Source organism: Vogesella indigofera (genome assembly GCF_003633895.1).
Lineage (GTDB): Bacteria > Pseudomonadota > Gammaproteobacteria > Burkholderiales > Chromobacteriaceae > Vogesella > Vogesella indigofera.
Window position 1 is genome coordinate 95,249 of the sequence record NZ_RBID01000016.1, and the last position, 22,219, is coordinate 117,467.

The 22,219-nt window shown below is 64.4% G+C and carries 18 protein-coding genes; 14 read left to right on the forward strand and 4 right to left on the reverse strand.

Going from position 1 to position 22,219, the window contains the following annotated elements; genetic code table 11:
* Position 1 precedes the first annotated feature (1 nt).
* The 6 genes from C8E02_RS12255 to accD all read left to right on the forward strand — a co-directional run bounded on the left by C8E02_RS12255 (position 2) and on the right by accD (position 5,119).
* Positions 2-613 carry a hypothetical protein gene (locus C8E02_RS12255; RefSeq protein ID WP_120811081.1) on the forward strand — a complete coding sequence of 204 codons (612 nt, stop codon included), beginning with the start codon at positions 2-4 and terminating at the stop codon, positions 611-613.
* Entirely contained in the window at positions 610-1,398 is a 789-nt protein-coding gene (gene truA, locus C8E02_RS12260; RefSeq protein WP_120811083.1) for a tRNA pseudouridine(38-40) synthase TruA, read from the forward strand. Before C8E02_RS12255 ends, truA begins: the two co-directional genes overlap by 4 nt.
* A gap of 1 nt (position 1,399) precedes the next feature.
* A complete protein-coding gene (locus tag C8E02_RS12265) occupies positions 1,400-2,023 on the forward strand; it encodes a phosphoribosylanthranilate isomerase (protein ID WP_120811085.1) in 624 nt (207 codons plus the stop codon).
* A 52-nt stretch (positions 2,024-2,075) separates the two neighbouring features.
* Entirely contained in the window at positions 2,076-3,275 is a 1,200-nt protein-coding gene (trpB, locus tag C8E02_RS12270; RefSeq protein WP_120811087.1) for a tryptophan synthase subunit beta, read from the forward strand.
* Positions 3,276-3,369: 94 nt separating this feature from the next.
* Entirely contained in the window at positions 3,370-4,164 is a 795-nt protein-coding gene (gene trpA, locus C8E02_RS12275; protein WP_120811088.1) for a tryptophan synthase subunit alpha, read from the forward strand.
* A gap of 79 nt (positions 4,165-4,243) precedes the next feature.
* Positions 4,244-5,119 carry an acetyl-CoA carboxylase, carboxyltransferase subunit beta gene (accD, locus tag C8E02_RS12280; protein WP_047967122.1) on the forward strand — a complete coding sequence of 292 codons (876 nt, stop codon included), beginning with the start codon at positions 4,244-4,246 and terminating at the stop codon, positions 5,117-5,119.
* 83 nt (positions 5,120-5,202) lie between these two features.
* Here accD and serA read toward each other — a convergent pair whose 3' ends face one another.
* Positions 5,203-6,432, reverse strand: a complete 1,230-nt coding sequence (gene serA, locus C8E02_RS12285) for a phosphoglycerate dehydrogenase (RefSeq protein WP_120811090.1) — start codon at positions 6,430-6,432, stop codon at positions 5,203-5,205.
* Between the two features lie 79 nt (positions 6,433-6,511).
* On the opposite strand from serA, the gene C8E02_RS12290 reads away from it, so the two are divergent.
* Entirely contained in the window at positions 6,512-7,900 is a 1,389-nt protein-coding gene (locus C8E02_RS12290) for an FAD-binding oxidoreductase (RefSeq protein WP_120811092.1), read from the forward strand.
* Between the two features lie 117 nt (positions 7,901-8,017).
* Here C8E02_RS12290 and astE read toward each other — a convergent pair whose 3' ends face one another.
* Positions 8,018-9,031, reverse strand: a complete 1,014-nt coding sequence (gene astE, locus C8E02_RS12295; RefSeq protein ID WP_120811094.1) for a succinylglutamate desuccinylase — start codon at positions 9,029-9,031, stop codon at positions 8,018-8,020.
* 263 nt (positions 9,032-9,294) lie between these two features.
* A complete protein-coding gene (locus tag C8E02_RS12300; protein WP_120811096.1) occupies positions 9,295-10,083 on the reverse strand; it encodes an alpha/beta fold hydrolase in 789 nt (262 codons plus the stop codon).
* A gap of 136 nt (positions 10,084-10,219) precedes the next feature.
* On the opposite strand from C8E02_RS12300, the gene C8E02_RS12305 reads away from it, so the two are divergent.
* The 6 genes from C8E02_RS12305 to speA all read left to right on the forward strand — a co-directional run bounded on the left by C8E02_RS12305 (position 10,220) and on the right by speA (position 19,255).
* Entirely contained in the window at positions 10,220-12,025 is a 1,806-nt protein-coding gene (locus tag C8E02_RS12305; protein WP_120811098.1) for a GGDEF domain-containing protein, read from the forward strand.
* A gap of 486 nt (positions 12,026-12,511) precedes the next feature.
* Entirely contained in the window at positions 12,512-13,636 is a 1,125-nt protein-coding gene (locus C8E02_RS12310; RefSeq protein WP_120811100.1) for an ABC transporter ATP-binding protein, read from the forward strand.
* Between the two features lie 11 nt (positions 13,637-13,647).
* Positions 13,648-14,565, forward strand: a complete 918-nt coding sequence (locus C8E02_RS12315) for an ABC transporter permease subunit (RefSeq protein ID WP_120811102.1) — start codon at positions 13,648-13,650, stop codon at positions 14,563-14,565.
* Positions 14,558-15,409, forward strand: a complete 852-nt coding sequence (locus C8E02_RS12320; protein ID WP_120811104.1) for an ABC transporter permease subunit — start codon at positions 14,558-14,560, stop codon at positions 15,407-15,409. The genes C8E02_RS12315 and C8E02_RS12320 overlap by 8 nt, the downstream gene beginning before the upstream one ends.
* A gap of 146 nt (positions 15,410-15,555) precedes the next feature.
* Entirely contained in the window at positions 15,556-16,857 is a 1,302-nt protein-coding gene (locus C8E02_RS12325) for an NAD(P)/FAD-dependent oxidoreductase (protein WP_120811106.1), read from the forward strand.
* Between the two features lie 517 nt (positions 16,858-17,374).
* Complete coding sequence (gene speA / locus C8E02_RS12330) at positions 17,375-19,255, forward strand: arginine decarboxylase (RefSeq protein ID WP_120811108.1); 1,881 nt, start codon at positions 17,375-17,377, stop codon at positions 19,253-19,255.
* Between the two features lie 112 nt (positions 19,256-19,367).
* On the opposite strand, the gene C8E02_RS12335 is transcribed toward speA, so the two are convergent.
* Positions 19,368-20,558, reverse strand: a complete 1,191-nt coding sequence (locus C8E02_RS12335) for an NnrS family protein (RefSeq protein ID WP_120811110.1) — start codon at positions 20,556-20,558, stop codon at positions 19,368-19,370.
* 334 nt (positions 20,559-20,892) lie between these two features.
* On the opposite strand from C8E02_RS12335, the gene C8E02_RS12340 reads away from it, so the two are divergent.
* Complete coding sequence (locus tag C8E02_RS12340) at positions 20,893-22,113, forward strand: aspartate aminotransferase family protein (RefSeq protein WP_047967112.1); 1,221 nt, start codon at positions 20,893-20,895, stop codon at positions 22,111-22,113.
* The last annotated feature ends 106 nt before the right edge of the window (positions 22,114-22,219 follow it).

Below are 22,219 nucleotides of genomic sequence, written 5' to 3' on the forward strand. Positions count from 1 at the left end.
CGTGTGCGGCCATCCCGCACTGGCGCTGGTGGCGTGGTTGCTGCTGGTGCTGGTGCTGCAAGCCTGGTCCTGGCTGGCGCTTTCCCTGTTGTTCCTGTGCTGTCTCCCCCTGTTATGGCGGCAGCTATCCCTCGCGCTGCGGCGCATGCGCTGGCTGCTGCTGACCCTGCTGCTGGTTACCGCCTGGTCGGTGCCGGGTGATGCGCTGTTCGCCGCCGCGTGGTCGCCGTCGCGGCAGGGGCTGGCCTTGGCACTGCAGCAGCAGTTGCGGCTGCTGTTGCTGATGGCGAGCCTGCGCTGCGTCTGGCTGCAATTGGGGCAGCAGGGCATGCTGCAGGCGCTGGCGTGGCTGCTGCAACCGCTGGCGCGGCTCGGTCTGCCGCTGGAACGCGTGCTGCTGCGGCTGGGGCTGACGCTGTTTTATGCCGAGCACTGGTTGCAGCATCCGCCGGCGCTGAGCCTGGCGGCGTGGCGCGCGGCGCTGGCGGCGCAACTGACACAAGCCCCGGCGGATGAGGTAAAGTTAGGCTTTTCGCCGTGGACCATGCGTGACACGTTGGCCTTGTTGCTGCTGTTGCTGTTGTCCGGCTTACTCGTGAAAGTGGGACAATGAGAGTTGCGTTGGGTGTGGAGTATGACGGCCGTGCGTTTTCCGGCTGGCAGACGCAACCCGGTGGTAACACCGTGCAGGACAAACTGAACCAGGCGCTGTCGCGCATTGCCGGCCATCCGGTGACCACCCTCGCCGCCGGCCGTACCGATGCCGGCGTGCACGCGCTGATGCAGGTAGTGCACTTCGACAGTGATGCCATCCGCCCGCTCAATGCTTGGGTGCGCGGCGTCAATGCCCACCTGCCACCCGAGATCGCCGTGGTGTGGGCGCGGGAAGTCAGTGACGAATTTCATGCGCGCTTTTCCGCGTTTTCCCGCTCGTACCGCTATTTCCTGCTGACGCACCCGGTGCGCCCAGGGCTGACCGCCGGTCGCGTCGGCTGGTACCACCAGCCGCTGGATGTGGCCGCGATGCGCGCGGCGGCGGCGGTACTGCTGGGGCGACACGATTTTTCCAGCTTCCGCGCGGCGGAGTGCCAGGCCAAGTCGCCGCTGAAAGATCTGCAGCAGCTGGACATCAGCGAAGTCGACGGCCTGCTGCGCTTCGACCTCACCGCCGACGCCTTCCTGCATCACATGGTGCGCAATATCGTCGGCGCGCTGCTGTATGTCGGCAGGGGCAAGCTCGATACTGCCGGCATGGCGGCCTTGCTGGCGGCGGCGGATCGTACCAAGGCGCCGCCGACCTTCATGCCCGATGGCCTGTACCTGACCGGTGTCGGCTACCCGGCGCAGTTCGAACTGCCGTCGCAGGCCCAGGCCGCGCGCCTGACCCTGTGGAGATAAGATGAGCGTTCGCATCAAAGTATGTGGCTTTACCCGCGTCGCGGATGCGGTGGCTGCGGCCAACCTTGGCATCGACGCCATCGGCCTGGTGTTCTACGACAAGAGCCCGCGCCACGTCGGCATCGCGCAGGCGCAGACCATCATCGCCGCGCTGCCGCCGTTCGTGACCGTGGTGGCGCTGTTCGTCAACGCCACGCGCGAGGAGATCGAAGCCGTGTTGGCGCAGTGTGCCATCGACGTGCTGCAGTTCCACGGTGAAGAGTTGCCGGCGTTCTGCCGCAGCTTCCACCGTCCGTACCTGAAGGCGGTGCGGGTGCAGCCGGGTACCGATCTGCAGACGTTGGCCGCACAGTACCATGACGCGCGCGGCCTGCTGACCGATGCCTTTGTCGAGGGCGCGCACGGCGGCACCGGCAAGACCTTCGACTGGACGCTGATCCCGGCGCAGCTGCCCTTGCCGCTGATCCTGTCCGGCGGCCTGGACGAGCACAATGTTGCCGATGCGGTGCGTCGCGTACGCCCGGCGGCGGTCGATGTCTCCAGCGGTGTCGAGACCGGCAAGGGCATCAAGAGTCCGCAGCGGGTGGCGGATTTCGTCGCCGCGGTGCGGGCGGCACAGAATTAACACGGCGCGCCACCGCGTGCCGCTACCATCATCAAACCATCAGGAGCATTCCATGAGCAGTTATGACTTCCCCGATGCACGCGGTCACTTCGGCCCGTACGGCGGTGTCTATGTAGCGGAAACATTGATGGCAGCACTGGACGAGCTGAATGCCGAGTATGCCCGTGCCAAGGCTGATCCGGCGTTCTGGCAGGAATATCACTACGAACTGAAGCACTTTGTCGGCCGCCCGAGCCCGATCTACCACGCCAAGCGCTGGTCGGAGCAGCTCGGCGGCGCGCAGATCTACTTCAAGCGCGAAGACCTCAATCACACCGGCGCGCACAAGGTCAACAACACCATCGGCCAGGCGCTGCTGGCGCGGCGCATGGGCAAGAAGCGCGTGATCGCCGAGACCGGCGCCGGCCAGCACGGCGTGGCCTCGGCCACCGTCGCCGCCCGCTACGGCATGGAGTGCGTGGTGTACATGGGTTCGGAAGACGTGAAGCGTCAGGCGCCGAACGTGTTCCGCATGAAGCTGCTCGGCGCCACCGTGGTGCCGGTGGAGTCCGGCTCCAAGACGCTGAAGGATGCGCTCAACGAGGCGATGCGCGACTGGGTGACCAATATCGACAGCACCTTCTACATCCTCGGCACCGCCGCCGGCCCGCACCCGTACCCGATGCTGGTGCGCGACTTCCAGCGCATCATCGGCATCGAGGCCAAGGAGCAGATGCAGGAAATGGTCGGCCGTCAGCCGGACATGGTGGTGGCCTGCGTCGGTGGCGGCTCCAACGCCATCGGCATTTTCCATCCTTATGTCGAGGTGGAAGGCGTGCGCCTGGTCGGCGTTGAAGCCGGTGGCGACGGGGTGGCCACCGGCCGCCACGCGGCGCCGCTGTCGGCCGGCAAGCCGGGCGTGCTGCACGGCTTCCGCAGCTACCTGATGCAGGATGAGAACGGCCAGATCATCGAGACCCACTCGGTGTCTGCCGGCCTCGACTACCCGGGCGTCGGCCCGGAGCACAGCCTGCTGAAGGACATCGGTCGCGCCGAATACGTGGCCATCAACGACGACGAGGCACTGAAGGCATTCGAGGACTGCTGCCACCTGGAAGGCATCATCCCGGCGCTGGAGTCCAGTCACGCGCTGGCCTATGCTGCCAAGATCGCGCCGACCATGGCCAAGGATCAGATCATTCTGGTCAACCTGTCCGGCCGTGGCGACAAGGACATCAACACCGTCGCCGGTCTGATGGGCCTGACCCTGTAAGGTGGCCAGGGTTGGCCGCACTGCGGCCAACCTTTGCCGCTCCCCGATGATACCGGCCTGACTGATTGTCAGGCCGGCTGCAAGGAAACGCGTGATGAGCCGTATTGCTGAAACCTTTACCCGCCTGCAAGCCGCCGGCGAAAAAGCCCTGATCCCGTTCATCACCGCCGGCGATCCCGATCCCGGCCTGACCGTCAGCCTGATGCACGGTCTGGTGGAGGGCGGTGCCGACGTGATCGAACTGGGCATCCCGTTCTCCGATCCGATGGCCGACGGCCCGGTGATCCAGCGCGCCAGCGAACGCGCGCTGCTGCACAAGGTCGGCCTGCGCAACGTGCTGGACATGGTGCGCGAATTCCGCCGCAGCAACCAGCAGACCCCGGTGGTGCTGATGGGCTACCTCAACCCGGTACACGTGCTGGGCTACGAGGTGTTTGCGCAGGAAGCCGCCGCCGCCGGTGTCGACGGCGTGCTGACCGTGGACTGCCCGCCGGAAGAAGCGGCCGAGCTGTCGGCGGCGCTGATCGCCGCCAAACTGGATCCGGTATTCCTGATTGCACCGACCACGCCGATGGCGCGGGTCAAGCAAATCGCCGCGCTGGCACGTGGTTATGTCTACTATGTGTCACTTAAAGGCGTGACCGGTGCCGGAAATCTGGACATTGACGACGTAGCGCGTAAAATTGCCGCCCTTAGAGAATTTATTGATGTGCCGATCGGTGTCGGCTTCGGAATTCGCGATGCCGAAACGGCGCGCGCCATCTCCACCGCCGCGGATGCGGTGGTGGTCGGTAGCCGTCTGGTGCAGGAAATCGAAGCGGCGACCCCCGAAACTGCCAAAGAGCAGCTTACCCGTCTGGTGGCATCACTGAAGGATGCCATCCGTTAGAACAATGCTGGTCACCCGTGCCAGCACCCTGCGGCCAACGTTACCGTTGGCCGCAACGTATTGATTCAAGGAGTCAGCAATGAGCTGGTTGAATAAACTCCTGCCGCCGAAGATCAAGCGCGATCCGCGCACGAGCAAGGCGTCGGCGGTACCGGAAGGTTTGTGGAGCAAGTGCCCCGCGTGTGAGGCGGTGCTGTACCACACTGACCTGCAGGCCAATCTGCAGGTATGTCCCAAGTGTGACCATCACCACTCGCTGAATGCCCGCGAGCGGCTGGACATGCTGCTGGATGCGGAAGGCCGTCGCGAGATCGGCGCCGAGGTCAAGCCGATTGACATCCTGAAGTTCAAGGACAGCAAGAAGTACCCTGACCGTCTGGTCGCCGCGGCGGAAAGCACCGGCGAGGACGACGCGCTGGTGGTGATGCAGGGCAGTATCCACAATATGCCGGCGGTGGTCGCCGCCTTCGAGTTCCGCTTCATCGGCGGCTCGATGGGTTCGGTGGTCGGCGAGCGCTTCGTGCGCGGCGTGCAGGCTGCGGTCGAGGCGCGCGCGCCGTTCATCTGTGTCGCCGCCTCCGGTGGTGCGCGGATGCAGGAAGGCCTCAACTCGCTGATGCAGATGGCGAAGACCTCCGCCGCGCTGCAGCTGCTGTCCGACTACCAGCTGCCGTTCATCTCCATCCTGACCGATCCGACCATGGGCGGCGTGTCCGCCTCGTTCGCCTTCCTAGGCGACGTGGTGATCGGCGAGCCGGGCGCGCTGATCGGCTTTGCCGGCCCGCGCGTGATCGAGCAGACCGTGCGCGAGACGCTGCCGGAAGGCTTCCAGCGCTCGGAGTTCCTGATCGAAAAGGGCGCGCTGGACATGATCGTCGACCGCCGCGAGCTGAAGCTGCGCGTGGCGACGCTGGTGGCACTGCTGATGAAGGAAGCACAGCCGGTCAGCGCCTGATCTTCGCTGCTGCCAAACAAAACGCCACGGCTAGCCGTGGCGTTTTTGCGTTTGCGGCCAACGTTGGCCACAAGCGAGTGGCCCTAGTACAGCACTCGGCAGCGCAGGGTGCCGGGGATCTGCTGCAGTGCCTCCAGCGCCGGCTGGCTGGCGGCGCTGTCGGTTTCGATCACCACGTAGCCGATCTCGTCGCTGGTCTGCAGGTATTGCGCGGCGATGTTGATGCCGAGCTTGGAGAAGGCGTCGTTGATGCGCGCCAGCACCCCGGGCTGGTTCTTGTGGATGTGCAGCAGGCGGCACTTGCCAGGGTGCGCCGGTAGCGAGGCCTCGGGGAAGTTGACCGCGGTCAGCGTCGAGCCGTTGTCGCTGTACTTCACCAGCTTGGCGGCGACTTCGCCGCCGATATTGGCCTGCGCCTCCAGCGTGCTGCCGCCGATGTGCGGCGTCAGGATCACGTTGTCGAATTCGCGTAGCGGCGACAGGAATTCCTCGCCGTTGCCCTCCGGCTCCACCGGGAACACGTCGATGGCGGCGCCGGCCAGGTGCTTGCTCGCCAGTGCGGCCGCCAGCGCCTCGATCACCACCACCGTGCCGCGCGAGGCGTTGATCAGGTGGCTGCCGGCCTTCATCGCCGCCAGCTCGGCGGCGCCGAACATGTCCTTGGTCTGCGCCGTTTCCGGTACGTGCAGGGTGACCACGTCGGATTCGGCCAGCAGATCGTGCAGCTTGCCGATCTGGCGCGCGTTGCCCAGCGGCAGCTTGTTCTCGATGTCGTAGAACACCACCTTCAGGCCCAGGCTTTCCGCCAGCACCCCGACCTGGGTGCCGATGTGGCCGTAGCCGACGATGCCCAGCGTCTTGCCGCGCACCTCGAAGCTGCCTTCAGCCGATTTCAGCCAGCCGCCGCGATGGGCGAGGGCGTTCTTTTCCGGAATGCCGCGCAACAGCATGATGCTCTCGGCAATCACCAGCTCGGCCACCGAGCGGGTGTTGGAGAACGGCGCGTTGAACACCGGGATGCCGCGGCGGGTGGCGGCGGCGAGGTCGACCTGGTTGGTGCCGATGCAGAAGCAGCCGACGGTGATCAGCTTTTTCGCCGCCTCCAGCACGTCATCGGTGAGCTGGCTGCGCGAGCGGATGCCGACGATGTGGGCATCGGCAATGCGTTCCTTCAGCTCGTTATCGGCCAGTGCCTTCTTGTGATACTCGATGTTGTGGTAACCATTGTCACGGAAGGTGTCGAGTGCACTCTGGTGCACACCTTCCAGCAGCAATACCTTGATCTTGTCCTTGGCGAGCGATACGGTTTGCATGATGCGAATGGCCCTTTGTTGACTAAATTTATCGGGTATTATGACTCCGATTGCCGTTTTTTGACTAGAGAGAGCGCACATGCTTGCACCGCAACAGCTGGCCGAACTGGGCCGCCTGCTGGCCGCCGACCGCGTGGCCACCGATACCGATACCCTGACGCGCTACGGCCTGGACTGGACGCGCTATTTCACGCCCGATGCCGCCGCGGTGCTGTTCCCGAAAACGGTGGAGGAGGTGGTGGCGCTGGTGCGCTGGGCGCAGCGCGAGCAGTTTGCGCTGGTGCCGTCCGGCGGCCGCACCGGCCTGTCCGGCGGCGCGGTGGCGCGCAACGGCGAGCTGGTGGTGTCGTTCGAGCGCATGAACGCGATCCTGGAGCTGGACAAGGTTGGCCGCACCGTGCGCTGCCAGGCGGGGGTGATCACCAAGACATTGCAGGAGTACGCGCTGGCCAACGGCCTGTACTACCCGGTGGATTTTGCCTCCAGCGGCAGCAGCCAGATCGGCGGCAATATCGCCACCAACGCCGGCGGTATCAAGGTCGTGCGCTACGGCATGACCCGCGAGTGGGTGGTCGGTCTGAAAGTGGTGACCGGCGAGGGCGAGGTGCTGGAGCTGAACCACGGCCTGGCCAAGAACAATACCGGCTATGACTTCCGCCACCTGTTCATCGGCTCGGAGGGCACGCTGGGCTTCATCGTCGAGGCCACGCTGCGGCTGGCGCGGCCGCCGGCGGAGCTGGCGGTGATGGTGCTGGCGGTGCCGCAACTCGCCGACATCATGAATATTTTCAACGCCTACCGCGACAAGCTGGACCTGACCGCGTTCGAGTTCTTCTCCGAGCAGGCGCTGCGCCACGTGCTGGCGCGCGGCACGGTGCAGCGGCCGTTTGACGAGGCCGCCGACTACTACGTGCTGCTGGAGTTCGAGAAGATCGCGCCGGACACCGAGACGCAGGCGCTGGCGCTGTTCGAATACTGCGCCGAGCAGGGCTGGCTGGTCGACGGCGTGCTGTCGCAGTCGCAGCAGCAGGCGGCGGAGCTGTGGCGCCTGCGCGAGGACATCAGCGAGTCGATTACCCCGTACAAGCCGTACAAGAACGACATCGCGGTGGTGGTCAGCAAGGTACCGGCTTTTGTCGCGCAGCTGGACGAGATCCTGGCGCGCGAGTACCCGCAGTTCGAGGTGGTATGGTTCGGCCACATCGGCGACGGCAACCTGCACATCAACGTGCTGAAGCCGGAGGCGCTGGCCATCGACGACTTCCGCCGCGCCTGCGAGCAGGTCAACAAGCACGTGTTCGAGCTGGTGCGCGACTTCAACGGCAGCATGTCGGCGGAGCACGGCGTCGGCCTGCTCAAGCATGACTATCTTGACGTAAGCCGCAGTCATGCCGAAATCCGGCTGATGAAAGCGGTGAAATCACTTTTTGACCCGGATGGCATTATGAACCCGGGCAAGCTGGTGTAAGCGGCAGACGATGCCCGAAAAATGCGCGGCGTCAGCAAACTGCTGACGCCGCGCTGTTTTTTTTGGCTTTCAACAGCTTATCCACAGCTTTTTCCCTGTTTTGCTGTGGATAAGCGTCTAATCCAGTTGGCAGGGGCTGATCACGATGCCGGCGCGCAGGCCGATGCCGACCTTGGGGTTGGGGAACAGGATGCGTTCTTCGCCACCATCGGCGACATAACGGATATCGCCATCTTCGGCAATTGTCATGCCATGCGGAAGGGCGGTGAAGTTCTCCACGCTATCGGCCAGGTGCAGCTTGAACTGCTCGCTGTGCTTCACCAGATCGTACTTGGCGTGGAACACCGCGAAGCGGCTGGCGTCGTAGGCCGGCAGCGGCGGGGTGCTGCCAGAGACCAGGCGTCGCAGCGCGCGGTCGATGCCGGCGAAGCGGGCGAGGTCGTTGTCGCCGAACGGCCGCGCCTTGCCCAGCTCCAGCGTCAGCGCGTCGGCGTGGAAATGGTGGCTGGTGTAGTAGCTGAAGGTGGCTGCCGGCTTGCTGTGCAGCAGCAGGGTGCTGACGTCGGCGCTTTCCAGCCACAGCAGCTGTTCGCGCTTGTGCGGCCGGCCGTCGGTGTACGGGTAGATGGCGAACTTCTCGAACACCGAGCCGCGGATGGCGGTGTGCAGGTCGTAGTGCAGACGCTGCACGCCGGCCGGCGCGGCGCGGAAGAAGTCGGCGGCCAGCTGTTCCAGCTCGGCGGCGCGGCGCGCCTCCTGTGCCTGCGGCTGGCTGATGTGGGCGCCGTTGAACAGCCGGTTCATGTCGTAATCGGTAAAGCGCGCGCCGCTGCGCATCGCCACCGGGTTGCCCAGCATCACCAGCAGTCGGCAGCGCAGCGGCATGGCGCCGGCGAGCAGGTCGTTGACAATGCTGTTGACCACCTCGATCGGGGCGGTCTCGTTGCCGTGGATGCCGGTGGACAGCAGCACGTGGTCCAGCGTGTCGGTGGCGTCCAGCGGCGCCAGCGCCAGCACGCCTTCGGCCAGCCACTGCAGGCTCAGGGTCGCGGTCTGCCAGTGGCGGGGGCCGGCAAAGCGGCCTTCCAGCGTGGCGTGCAGAAAATCACGGGCGGGAGCAAACGGCGTCATGGGGTGTCCTGTGCTTGTGGTGTTGCCCCATTCTAATCAAATGCCAGTCAGCGCCAACGCGGCTGTCACCGCCCTGTCCGAATGTGGCGCAAACCGGACATTCTCCACCTTAGAACCTGTTCACGATCTGCTGCGACTGATATCAATCGGGCGATGCCGCGTTAAACACGGCTTCGGCATGCTTGTTTATGTCTGGATAAACGTCGCTTCCTCAGCCGTTTTCGCCTTGTCTCGCGTGAGCGTGCGAGATCGTGAACACGTGCTCAGGCGTCGGCGAAGCGGCTGATCTGCTGCGCGAAGGCGGCCGGCGCTTCGAGGTGGATGGCGTGGCCGGCGCCGGGCAGAACCGTCAGCGTCGAGCCGGCGATGCCCTGGTGCAGCAGTTCCGACTGGTACAGCGGGGTGAGGCGGTCTTCGCTGCCGACGATGATGTGGGTCGGTACCCTGATCTCATCCAGCCAGCTGCGCGCGTCGTGTTCACGGATGCCGGCCAGGATGCGTTCCACCCCCGGCCAGTCCACGGTGGCGGCGATGGTGCGCAGGTCCGGCAGCATCTGCGCGCTGCTGACGAAGAAGCGGCTGGAAAACAGCCACGGCAGGCTGATGTCGAAGCGCAGTCCGGGGCCGCCGGCCTGTTGTGCCGCGCTCCAGCTCTGCGCGATGTAAACGTTGGCCGCATCCGACCACGCCAGCGTCGAGGCCAGCAGTAGCCGCGACAGCCGCGCCGGATGGCGGCGGGCGAAGTGCTGCGCCACCATGCCGCCATAGGACAGGCCGGCGAGGTAGCACTGCTCGATGCCGAGGTGGTCGAGCAACGCGGCGGCGTCGTCGGCCTGCTGCGTCAGCGGGTAGCTGTCCTGCACCCGCCGCTCGCTCTGGCCCTGGCCCTGGAAATCGAGGCGGATCAGCTTGAAGCGCGGCTCCAGCAAGGGCGCCATCAGCGTCCAGGCGGCGGTGCTCATGGTCAGGCCATTGAACAGCAGTAGCGGCTGTTCGCCGTGGCCACTGACTTCGTAATACAGCTGGCGTCCGTCGTGTTGCAGCATGGGCATGGCGTCTTCCTTGTCGGATACGGTTAATGTCAGTGTGGTGCAGGAAGCGGCGGCCCGCAATAGCGGCCACCGCCGTCATCGCCGATTTGTCATATTGTTGCGCTAGCCTTTCCGCTCTTGGAAACGGACTTGTGCAATGGAAACCATGCTGGAAACCGTCACGATCAGCGTCGCGCCGGGCTTGGCGCATCAGGCGCTGCTGGAACAGATCATTCGTCAGGGCCAGGTGCAGGTGGTGTTCCAGCCCATCGTGCAGCTGGCCGACGGCGAGCTGTACGGCTACGAGGCCCTGGTGCGTGGGCCGTCCGATTCCATCCTGCATTCGCCGGTGATGCTGTTCGAGCAGGCGGCGCGCGCCGGCCTGTCCGGGGTGCTGGACCAGGTCTGCATCGCCGCAATCCTGCGCCAGTTTGCGCTGCGCCAGCTGCCCGGCATCCTGTTCATCAATGTCATTCCCGATACCCTGCTCAGTGCCGATGTCTCGGTCGAGGCGCTGCTCGGCCTGTTGCAGCTGAACGGGCTGCCGCCGCAGCGGGTGGTGCTGGAACTGACCGAAACCCGCCCCAATGCCGGCTACCCGGTGCTGCGCCAGGTGGTGGACGAGCTGCGCCGCACCGGCCTGCGGCTGGCACTGGATGACCTCGGCGAGGGTTTTTCCAATCTGCGGCTGTGGTCGGAGCTGCGTCCGGACGTGGTCAAGCTGGACAAGTATTTCGTGCAGAACATCCACGCTGACCCGCTGAAGGCGCAGTTCGTGCGTTCGCTGGTGGACATGGCGCGCGCCTCGGGCGCGCTACTGGTGGCGGAAGGGGTGGAACAGGCGGAAGAGTTGCGCGTGCTGCGCGAGCTGGGGGTGGCGATGGGGCAGGGCTACCTGATCGCACGGCCGCAGGCCGATCCGGCGCTCGTGCACCACTACCCGTTGCCGCGCGCGCCGCAGCACGCCGGAAACCGGTGCCGACCGGTGGCGCGCGACCTGTTGCAGGAGGTGCCGTACCTGACCACTGCGCACAGCTGCGAGCAGGCCTACCAGATGTTTGCCGCCTCGCTGCAGCGTTTTGCCATTCCGGTATTGCACGAGCGGCGTCCGGTGGGCTTGCTGACGCGGCACCACGTGCTGGAAACCTTCGCCAAACCGTTCAACCGCGAGCTGTTTGCCAAGAAGCCGTGCATGGCGCTGGCCGACGCCAGGCCGCTGCTGGTGTCGGCGGAGATGGACATCCAGTCGCTGTCCGGGCGGGTGGTGGAGGCGGAGCAGCGCTACCTGGTCGACGGTTTCATCATCGTCGAGGATGGTGCGTATCTCGGCATGGGTACCGGCTACGACCTGATGCGCCTGATCAGCGAGATGCAGCTGTCAGCGGCGCGTTACGCCAACCCGCTGACCGGGCTGCCGGGCAATGTGCCGATCGGCGAGGAGGTGCAGCGGCTGCTGGAGGGCGAGCGCCCGTTCGTGGTGGCTTATGTCGATCTCGACTACTTCAAGCCGTTCAACGACCACTACGGCTATGGCGCCGGCGACGACCTGATCCGCGAACTGGGGCGGATTCTGCTGTCGCAGCTGGACATGACGCTGGATTTTGTCGGCCACATCGGTGGCGATGACTTCGTGTTGTTGTTGCAGAGTTGCAACTGGCGGCGCCAGCTGCAGGCCATCATCCAGTTGTTCGATCAGCGGGTGCAGGCGTTCTTTTGTGCCGCAGCGCGCCATGCCGGTGGCTATCACATCGCCGATCGTGGCGGGCAGATGCAGTTCTTCCCGCTGACCAGCGTGTCCATCGGGGTGCTACCGGTGTTGCCGGGCCGCTTCCGTTCGCACTACGAAGTGGCAGCGGCGGCGACGCAGGCCAAAAAAATGGCGAAAAAACAGGAGGGTAGCAGCCTGTTTGTCGAAGCGCGCGAATTCCCCGTTTTGGTGCGGCCAACGGCGCTGGCCGTTTGAGGAATTAAACAGTTTTTGCCGTTATTGCTGCTTGTGCCAACGTTCATGCTGCAGGGCAGCATGAGCGTGATAGCTAAGTCCATGATTCACGTCCGTTTTTTATTTCGCTGCTTTTCTTGCGACTCTCCCGTTTTCTCTTGTCAATTTTATTAAACGTGCGCTACTCTTTTTTCGACGGGTGGCGGCGTTTGTGCGTACAACGTGGCGAGCGACGGTCGTCTGCGGCGTTCCGTGTTGCGGCGGGTAGGGGTCTTGCCGCGGCAGCCGGCGGTGTCTGCCATGCCGTGCACGGCGCCGCCGCGGGCGCAAAAATCCCGTTTTGGCGGTGCTTGCCGGCAAATGCCAGTGGCTGCGGATATTGCCTGCAAGGTTGGCCGCAAGTAGGGTGTCGGTTTATGTTGAACGGCGCTACGTCCACCGCGTCATGATGACGAAGACGTACGAAAATATCACAGGGACGAACCACGTCCTTCAGGGGAAACAATCATGGTTGATGCTGCAAAGCAGTCTGCTAGCGAAAAGCCTTATTTGTCGATTGCCAATATCGTCAAGAAATTCGGGGACACCACCGCTGTCGACGGCGTGACACTGGACATCCAGCGCAAGGAAATCTTTGCCCTGCTCGGCAGCTCCGGCTGCGGCAAGTCCACCCTGCTGCGCATGCTGGCGGGCATGGAACGGCCCACTGCCGGCCAGATCATTCTCGACGGCCAGGACATCACCAAGCTGGCGCCGTACGACCGCCCGATCAACATGATGTTCCAGAGCTACGCGCTGTTCCCGCACATGTCGGTGGCGGACAACATCGCCTTCGGCCTGAAGCAGGACAAGATGCCCAAGGGTGAGATCGACGCCCGCGTGGCGGAGATGCTGGATCTGGTGCAGATGCGCAAGTACGCCAACCGCAAGCCGTACCAGCTGTCCGGCGGCCAGCAGCAGCGTGTCGCGCTGGCACGCAGCCTGGCCAAGCGTCCGAAGCTGCTGCTGCTGGACGAGCCGCTGGGTGCGCTGGACAAGAAGCTGCGCCAGCAGACGCAGCTGGAGCTGGTCAACACCCTGGAGAGCGTCGGCGTGACCTGCATCATGGTGACCCATGACCAGGAAGAGGCGATGACCATGGCCACCCGCATCGGCATCATGAGCGAAGGCCAGCTGCTGCAGGTGGGTACCCCGGCAGAAATCTACGACTACCCCAACTGTCGCTTCACCGCCGAATTCATCGGCGACACCAACCTGTTCACCGGCCCGGTGGTGGTCGACGAGCCGGACCGGGTCGAGATCGAGGCCGAAGAGCTGGGCGGGCGCATCTGGATCGACCACGGCATCACCGGCCCGAAAGGCATGCAGGTGTGGGCCAGCATCCGGCCGGAAGACGTGCGCGTCGACCGTGACCCGGTGGCTGCCGGCCCCAACGCCGCCAAGGGCTCGGTGGCGGAAATCGCCTACTTCGGCAGCTATTCCGTCTATCACGTCAAGCTCGGCAGCGGCAAGGTGCTCAAGGCGATGGTGCCGGTCAACCGCTGGCACGAGGCCAACCTGGAGCCGCCGACCTGGGGCGATCAGGTCTACGTCAGCTGGCGCGCCGACATGCCGGTTGTGCTCACCCGCTAAGGAGCTGTGACATGAATATCCAGCGCCTCTTCAAGCGCCTCAAGCCCGGTCGCGGTGCGGTGATCTCGATCCCGTACTTCTGGCTGCTGCTGTTTTTCCTGGTGCCGTTCTTCATCGTGCTGAAGATCAGCTTCGCCGAGCAGGATCTCGCCATTCCACCGTTCACCAGCCTGATGAACCTGGAGGAGGGTGGGCTGCTGCACCTCACGCTCAACCTCGGCAACTTCGACTTCATCCTCAGCGATGACTTCTACGCCAAGACCTACCTGTCCTCGCTGCAAACCGCGCTGTTCACCACGCTGATGTGCCTGCTGCTGGGCTACCCGATCGCCTACGCCATCGCGCGTACCGATCCGGCGCGCCGCAACGTGCTGCTGATGCTGGTGATGCTGCCGTTCTGGACCTCATTCCTGCTGCGCGTCTACGCCTGGATGGGCCTGCTCAACGAAAACGGCCTCATCAACAGCTTCCTGCTGGGGATCGGCCTCATCGACGAGCCGTTGATGCTGTTCCACAACGACTTCTCGCTGTATCTGGTGATGGTGTACGCCTACCTGCCGTTCATGATCCTGCCGCTATTCTCGCACCTGGTGAAAATGGACGGTCGCCTGCTGGAAGCGGCCAGCGATCTTGGCGCCGGCCCGATCAAGGCCTTTTTCACCATCACCCTGCCGCTGTCCAAGAACGGCATCATCGCCGGTTCGATGATGGTGTTCATCCCGGCGGTCGGCGAGTTCGTGATTCCGGAGCTGGTCGGTGGCCCGGATACGCTGATGATCGGCAAGGTGCTGTGGAACGAGTTCTTCGACAACAACAACTGGCCGATGGCCGCCGCGGTGGCGACGGTGATGGTGCTGCTGCTGATCGTGCCGATCGCGTTCCTGCACCGCTTCGAAACCCGCCAGCTGGAAGGAAAAGGCAATGAATAATCAAAAACTGTCCCCCTTCCTCAAGGGTATGCTGCTGCTGGGGCTGCTGTTCCTGTACATCCCCATTGTCAGCCTGGTGGTGTACTCGTTCAACGACTCCAAGCTGGTGACGGTGTGGGGCGGCTTCTCCACCAAGTGGTACGCGTCGCTGTTCCAGAACGAGCAGATCATCTCGGCGGTGGAATTGTCGGTGCAGATCGCACTGGCCAGCGCCACCGCGGCGGTGACGCTGGGCACCATCGCCGGCTTCGTGCTGGCACGTTTCAAGCGCTTCCCGGGCAGCTCGCTGTTCGCCGGCATGATGACGGCGCCGATGGTGATGCCGGAGGTGATTACCGGCCTGTCGATGCTGCTGCTGTTCATCTCGATGCAGCAGCTGATCGGCGTGCCGGCCGAGCGCGGCTTCTTCACCATCTGGGTCGGCCATACCACGCTGTGCATGGCCTATGTGTCGGTGGTGGTGCGCTCGCGGCTGCTGGAAATCGACCAGTCGCTGGAGGACGCGGCGATGGATCTGGGTGCGCGCCCGCTGAAGATCTTCTTCGTGATCACGCTGCCGCTGGTGGCGCAGGCGATTGCCTCCGGCTTCCTGCTGTCGGTGACGCTGTCGCTGGATGACCTGGTGATGACCGCCTTCCTGTCCGGCCCCGGCTCTACCACGCTGCCGCAGGTGATCTTCTCCAAGGTGCGTCTCGGCCTCAATCCGGAAATCAACGCGCTGGCGTCGATTACCGTGCTGGTGGTCGGTGTGCTGGTGATCGTCGCCAACTACATGATGCTGAATTCGCAACGCAAGCGCGAGCGGGCGCTGGCGGCGGCGATGCGCGAAAGCAGCGCCGGCTGACCATGACGGGTGCCGCATGGCGCCCTCCGAACGGCGGAGTTGCGAGGCTCCGCCGTTTTTCTTGCCCGACCTATCCTGCCGCTTGTCAAAAAAGGACTGATCTTGCCGTTTGCCCTGCCGTTTTCCTGACCACAAACGAGGACTTTATGCTCAATTACGCCCACCAGCCGCATGCCCCATCCTATTACGCCGCCACCGCCGTGCCGTGGGAGCCCGGGGCCGCGCTGCAGGGGCGGGTGGACTGCGACGTGTGCGTGATTGGCGGCGGCCTGACCGGGGTCTCCACCGCGCTCAATCTGGCCGAACGCGGCCTGCGTGTGGTGCTGCTGGAGGGCTCGCAGATCGGCTTCGGCGCCTCCGGCCGCAACGGTGGCCAGGTCATCGCCGGCTACGCCTGCGAAATGGACACCATCCGCCAGCAGCTGGGCGACGAGCTGGCCAAGGCGTTCTGGCAGATGTCGCTGGAAGCGATCGACATCATCGAGCAGCGGGTGCAGCGGCACGGCATCGCCTGCGACTGGACGCGCGGCTACTGCACCGCCGCGGTGAAGCCGGCACACCTCGACGATCTGCTGGCGTGGCAGCACGAGGCGGAAAGCTTCTACGGCTATCGCCACTACACGCTGTGGGACAAGGAAACGTTGGCCGCCAACCTCGCCTCCGAGCGCTACCAGGGTGGCCTGTTCGACCCGCTGGCCGGGCATATCCATCCGCTGAACTACCTGCTGGGACTGGCCGCCGCCGCGCGTGCCGCCGGGGTGACGCTGCATGAAAACTCGCCGGTCACCAGCATCGATACCGGTATCGGCACTGGCGGGCGGCCGCGGGTGCGGACCGCACAGGGCGAGGTGCACTGTCGGCAGCTGGTGCTGGCCTGCAATGCCTTTGTCGGCCAGCTGGTGCCGGCGCTCAACCGCCGCATCATGCCGGTCGGCACCTATGTCATCGCCACCCAGCCGCTGGGCGAGGCGCGCGCGCGTGGCCTGATCGCCAACAATATGGCGGTGTGTGACACCAATTTCGTGCTCGACTACTACCGCCTGTCCGCCGACCAGCGCCTGCTGTTCGGCGGCAAGGTCAGCTACTCCGGACGCGAGCCGCGCGATCTGGCCGGCAGCATGCGCGCCGACATGCTGCGCGTGTTCCCGCAGCTGGCCGACGCGCGGATCGACTACGCCTGGGGCGGCTTCTGTGACATCACCATGAACCGGGCGCCGGACTTCGGCCGCCTTGCGGCCAACGTTTACTACGCGCAGGGCTTCTCCGGCCACGGCGTGGCCATCACCGGGCTGGCCGGCAAGGTGCTGGCCGAGGCGATCACCGGCGACGACCAGCGCCTGAAACTGTTCGAGCGACTGCGCCATCGTCGCTTCCCCGGTGGCGAGCTGCTGCGTACCCCGGCGCTGGTGCTGGGCATGGCCTGGTACCGGCTGCAGGATCACTTCTGAGCCGGTCGCCGGCGGCGCACGGCTTGCCGGCGCGCTGGCCGGGGCGGGTGCCTGCGCCGGCCAGCCGTCATTGCGCCGGTATTCGCGGGGCGCCCCGACTATATTGAGGCAACGGTGCCTTGTCCTCGCGCGGCGCGCCCTGAAACGGTGCGCCGGCGTTGCCATTTTTCATCATGTTGCAGTGCGACATCAGTCCGCGGCCGTGGTGTTGAATATCATGGACGCGCCGCGTGCTGAATGTCGTCGCCGCATGGCGGCGGAACGGTTAAAAAACATTCACATGACGCCGCTACACTGGGCTGTCGGCAACAGGGGTGGCCGGTGTCGTGTTGATTAAAATGGACGGCCCAAAATTGTGCTTGTCACAGCGCGTGATGTTGCTAAAATCCGCGCTCATTTTGCGGCGATCAGCCGTTTATTGCGCGCTCCGACATCCCAGGCCCACATGAAGCTTTCTTAGCCCGAAAGCCGCGCACTAAGGAGCAGTTTTTCCAAATTTTTAGCAGGAAATCCTTTCATGGCTTGGACTGTGGCAGATAGCCGGAGCCTCTACGGCATCCGGCATTGGGGGGCTGGCTATTTCAACGTCGGCGAGAGCGGTTGCGTCAAGGTGCGTCCTAACGCCAACCATCAGCGCGAAATCAATCTGTACGAACTGGCACACACGCTGTCGGACAAGGGTCTGGACATGCCGCTGCTGGTCCGTTTTCCGGACATCCTGCAAGACCGCGTCACCCGCCTGTGCCGCGCGTTCGACAACGCCATCGCCGGTATCGGCTACGACAACCAGTACACCGCGATCTACCCGATCAAGGTCAACCAGCAGGAGGCGGTGGTCAAAAGCATCATCGCCACCCCGGACGTGTCCATCGGCCTCGAGGCCGGCTCCAAGCCGGAACTGATGGCAGTGCTGGCGCTGGCGCCCAAGGGTTGCACCATCATCTGCAACGGCTACAAGGATCGCGACTACATCCGCCTGGCGCTGATCGGCCAGCGCCTGGGCCACCAGGTATTCCTGGTGATCGAGAAGGAATCCGAAGTCGACCTGCTGATCGAGGAAAGCTACAAGCTGGGCGTGAAGGCCAATATCGGCCTGCGCGTGCGACTGTCGTCGCTGGCATCCAGCAAGTGGGCGGACACCGGTGGCGACAAGGGCAAGTTCGGCCTGTCCGCCGGCCAGCTGATCTCGGCGGTGGACAAGCTGGTGGCCGCCGGCCACGGTGACACCGTGCGCCTGATGCACTTCCACATGGGTTCGCAGATTGCCAATATCGCCGACTACCGTGCCGGCTTCCGCGAGGCGATCCGCTACTTCTCCGAGCTGCGCGCACTGGGCCTGCCGGTCGATCACGTCGATGTCGGCGGCGGTCTGGGCGTCGATTACGACGGCACCCACTCGCGCAACGCCAGCTCCATCAACTACGACATGGACGAATACGCGCAGGTGATCGTGTCGATGCTGCACGAATTCTGCGCCGAGAACGACATCCCGCATCCGCGCATCCTGTCGGAATCCGGCCGCGCGATGACCGCGCACCACGCGGTGCTGATGATGAACGTCACCGACGTCGAGCGCTTGCCGGACACCATGCCGCAGATCGACGACGCCAGCCTGCTGGCCAAACCGGTGGCCAAGCTGTTCGAGCTGATGAGCCTCACCGACGCCGAAATGGTGACCGAGACCTACTACCGCGCCAGCCACCTGGCATCGGAAGTGTCGGACATGTACGCCGAAGGCCGCCTGACGCTGAAGGAAAAAGCCGTCGCCGAGCAGCTGCACGCCGCGCTGTGCCGCCGCCTGTTGTCGCAGCTGACCGCCAGCCAGCGCTCGCAGCGGCAGGTGTTCGACGACCTGACCGACCGTCTGGCCGACAAGTACTTCTGCAACTTCTCGGTGTTCCAGAGCCTGCCGGATACCTGGGCCATCGACCAAGTGCTGCCCATCATGCCGATTCACCGCCTCAACGAGCAGCCAACGCGCCGCGCCGTGCTGCAGGACCTGACCTGCGATTCCGACGGCAAGGTCAAGCAGTACGTGGACGAGCAGAGTATCGAGTCCAGCATGCCGGTGCACGAGGTGAAGCCGGGTGAGGAGTACCTGATCGCGGTGTTCCTGGTCGGCGCCTACCAGGAAATCCTGGGCGACATGCACAACCTGTTCGGCGATACCGACTCGGTCAACGTCTACGTGCGCGAAGGCGGCCGCCTGTCGTACGAGGGCGTGGAAGAGCACGACACCATCGAGGACATGCTGCGCTACGTGCACCTGTCGCCGGAGGAAATCCTCAACTGCTACGAAGCCAAGGCACGTACCGCCGGGCTGAGTGCGGAAGAGCGCTCCAGCTACTTCGCCGAGTTCTGCCGCGGTCTGAAGCAGTCGTCGTATCTGAACGTGTGAGCGCTGGCATCCGTCGCGCCGCTTGATGCGGTACACCGGTAGTGCACAAAAGGTTGGCCGCAAGCTTCACGCTTGCGGCCAATCTTTTTTATGGCGTGAAGGTGCTGCCGCTCTAGCCCGGCTTGCCGTCGGCACGCTTTTTCGCCAGCAGTGGCAGGCCGAACCAGGCCCAGCCGAGCAGGCCCAGCAGCAGGCTCAGCGCCGCCAGCACATAGCCGCGCAGCGCGAACGTCGGCAGCAGGTCGGCGCTAACGCGCAGCAGCGCCACGCCGTGCAGCAGCAGGTACAGCCACCACAGCCCGCGGCTGGCCTGCAGCGGATGGCCGGCATGACCCAGCATCACCCGCGAGGCGAAGCCGACCAGCATGGTAATGAAGAAGCCGACCGTTACCGCGTGCAGCCCGGCCAGCGACGACACCAGGCCGAGATCGGCCAGCGTCAGCAGCAGGAAGGCCAGCGGCAGCCAGGCGAAGGCCAGGTGCAGCATGGCCAGCAGGGGCACGCTGCGGCTGCGCCACGACTGCCAGCGATAGAGGCAGGTAGCACTGAGGCCGCACAGCAGCAGGCTGGCCGGCCACAGCGGCAACTGGGCAATGGCGAGCGCGCCGTACAGCCAGCTGCCGCCCAGCAGTGCCAGCAGCAACCAGCGCGGCCGCCACACCTGATAGGGCGCAATCACGCTCTGGGTGAAGAACGGCAGCATGCGGTGGCTGACGGCGAGGAATACCGGCAGCAAAAAGCCCCACAGCGCCAGATTGCGCATCCACCACCACGCGGCTGCCACATCCGCCAGCAGCCAGTACAGCATCGCCAGCAGTCCGCCGCAGCCGGCCAGCAGCGCGGCGAGTACCGCTTGCGCGTGCAGGCGGTCGGTCACCGTGCTTTGACTCAGCAGTTGCTGCATGGTCTGCGCCAGCAGCGCCAGCGCCGCCAGCCACAGCAGTGCGGCGGCCGCCAGCCAGTAGTGCGAGCCCGGCAGTGCCGCCAGTGCGCAGAGCAGGGCGGCGAATAACAGCAGCGGGATCAGTACGCAGCGCCAGCGTGCCGGCGAGGTGGCGTTCAGCCAGCGCGGCGCCGCGGTCAGGATGAAGCCGGTCATGAAAAACGGAAACAGGCCGTACAGCATCAGCGCCGCGTGCGCCTGCAGCGGGCTGAGCTCGTGGTGCAGGCTGGCGCCTTGCTGGCGCAGCAGCAATTCGCTGCTCCATACCGCCAGCAGCAGCAGGGCGGCGAGCAGGCCGGGCAAGAATGCCGCGCGATGGGGTGTGGCGGCCAACCTTTGTAGTAGGGGGTGGGTGGTCATGTTGGCAATCCTGGCTTGGTGCAAAGCACAAGTGTCGGTAATCTTGACGCCCCTGCCAATGACGCGAATCAAGCGCACGGGCCACGCCGGCAGATCGGCGCCGGCGGCGGGAAGCGGCGAAATTCCGGACAAATCCGGCGCCTATCTATAAAAATATTTCTAACCATCTGATTTTAGAGGATTTTATTGCGTTTGCACATTGTTGGACATTTCAGGGAAATGTGTAAGCGGATGTCGCAAAGAGGATATGGTCTGTTTCCATGATTGGATTAGAATCGGTAACAGACGCTGTTCACACAATAAATCCAGTACAGATTGCAATAAGGAACTATCAATGAGCACCAACGTTACCCGCGATACCTTCGATCAGGTCATGGTCCCGAACTACGCGCCGGCCGGTTTCATCCCGGTCAAGGCTGCCGGCTCCCGCGTGTGGGATCAGCAAGGTCGTGAATTCATCGATTTTGCTGGCGGTATTGCGGTTAACTCGCTGGGGCATTGCCATCCGGAGCTGGTCGCCACACTGACCGAGCAGGCCAACAAGGTCTGGCACCTGTCCAACGTGTTCACCAACGAGCCGGCGCTGGAACTGGCCTCGCTGCTGACCGAAACCACCTTTGCCGAGCGCGTGTTCCTGTGCAACTCCGGCGCCGAGGCCAACGAGGCCGCGTTCAAGCTGGCGCGCAAATACGCCGCTGACCACTACAGCGCCGACAAGCACGAGATCATCTCCTGCACCAATTCCTTCCACGGTCGTACCGTGTTCACCGTCAACGTCGGTGGCCAGCCGAAGTACACCGAAGGCTTCGGCCCGAACCCGGCCGGCATCACCCACGTGCCGTTCAACGACATCGACGCGCTGAAAGCCGCCATTTCCGACAAGACTTGCGCGGTGGTGATCGAGCCGGTACAGGGTGAGGGCGGCGTGCTGCCGGCAACCCAGGCCTACCTGGATGCGGCGCGCGAACTGTGCAACCAGCACAATGCGCTGCTGGTGTTCGACGAAGTGCAAACCGGCGTCGGCCGTACCGGCTCGCTGTACGCCTACCAGGAATACAACGTTACTCCGGACATCCTGTCCTCGGCCAAGGGCCTGGGCGGCGGCTTCCCGGTGGGCGCGATCCTGACCACCAGCGCGATCGCCAAGAGCTTTGGCGTCGGCACCCACGGCACCACCTACGGCGGCAACCCGCTGGCATCGGCGGTGGCCAAGAAAGTGGTCGAGATCGTCAGCCGTCCGGAAGTGCTGGCCGGCGTGCGCGCCAAGCACCAGCGTTTCGTTGACGGCCTGAACGCGATCAACGCCAAGTACAACGTGTTCAAGGAAATCCGCGGCATGGGTCTGCTGATCGGCGCCGTGGTTTCCGACGAGTTTGCCGGCCGCGCCCGTGAATTCCTGAAAGCCGCCGAAGCCAAACAGCTGATGGTGCTGGTCGCCGGCCTGTCGGTGGTGCGTTTTGCACCGTCGCTGGTGATCGAAGACAAAGACATCGACGAAGGTCTGGCACGTTTCGATGCCGCCATCGCCGAACTGGTTGCTGCCAACCGCGCCTGATTTCCGTTTCCGGAACCTAATCAAATCCGCATTCTGGGGAACTCCGCTGCCGCCACGGCAGCGGAGCGGGGCTTGCTGCGCCCGGTTCCGGAACGCCACGAGGGAG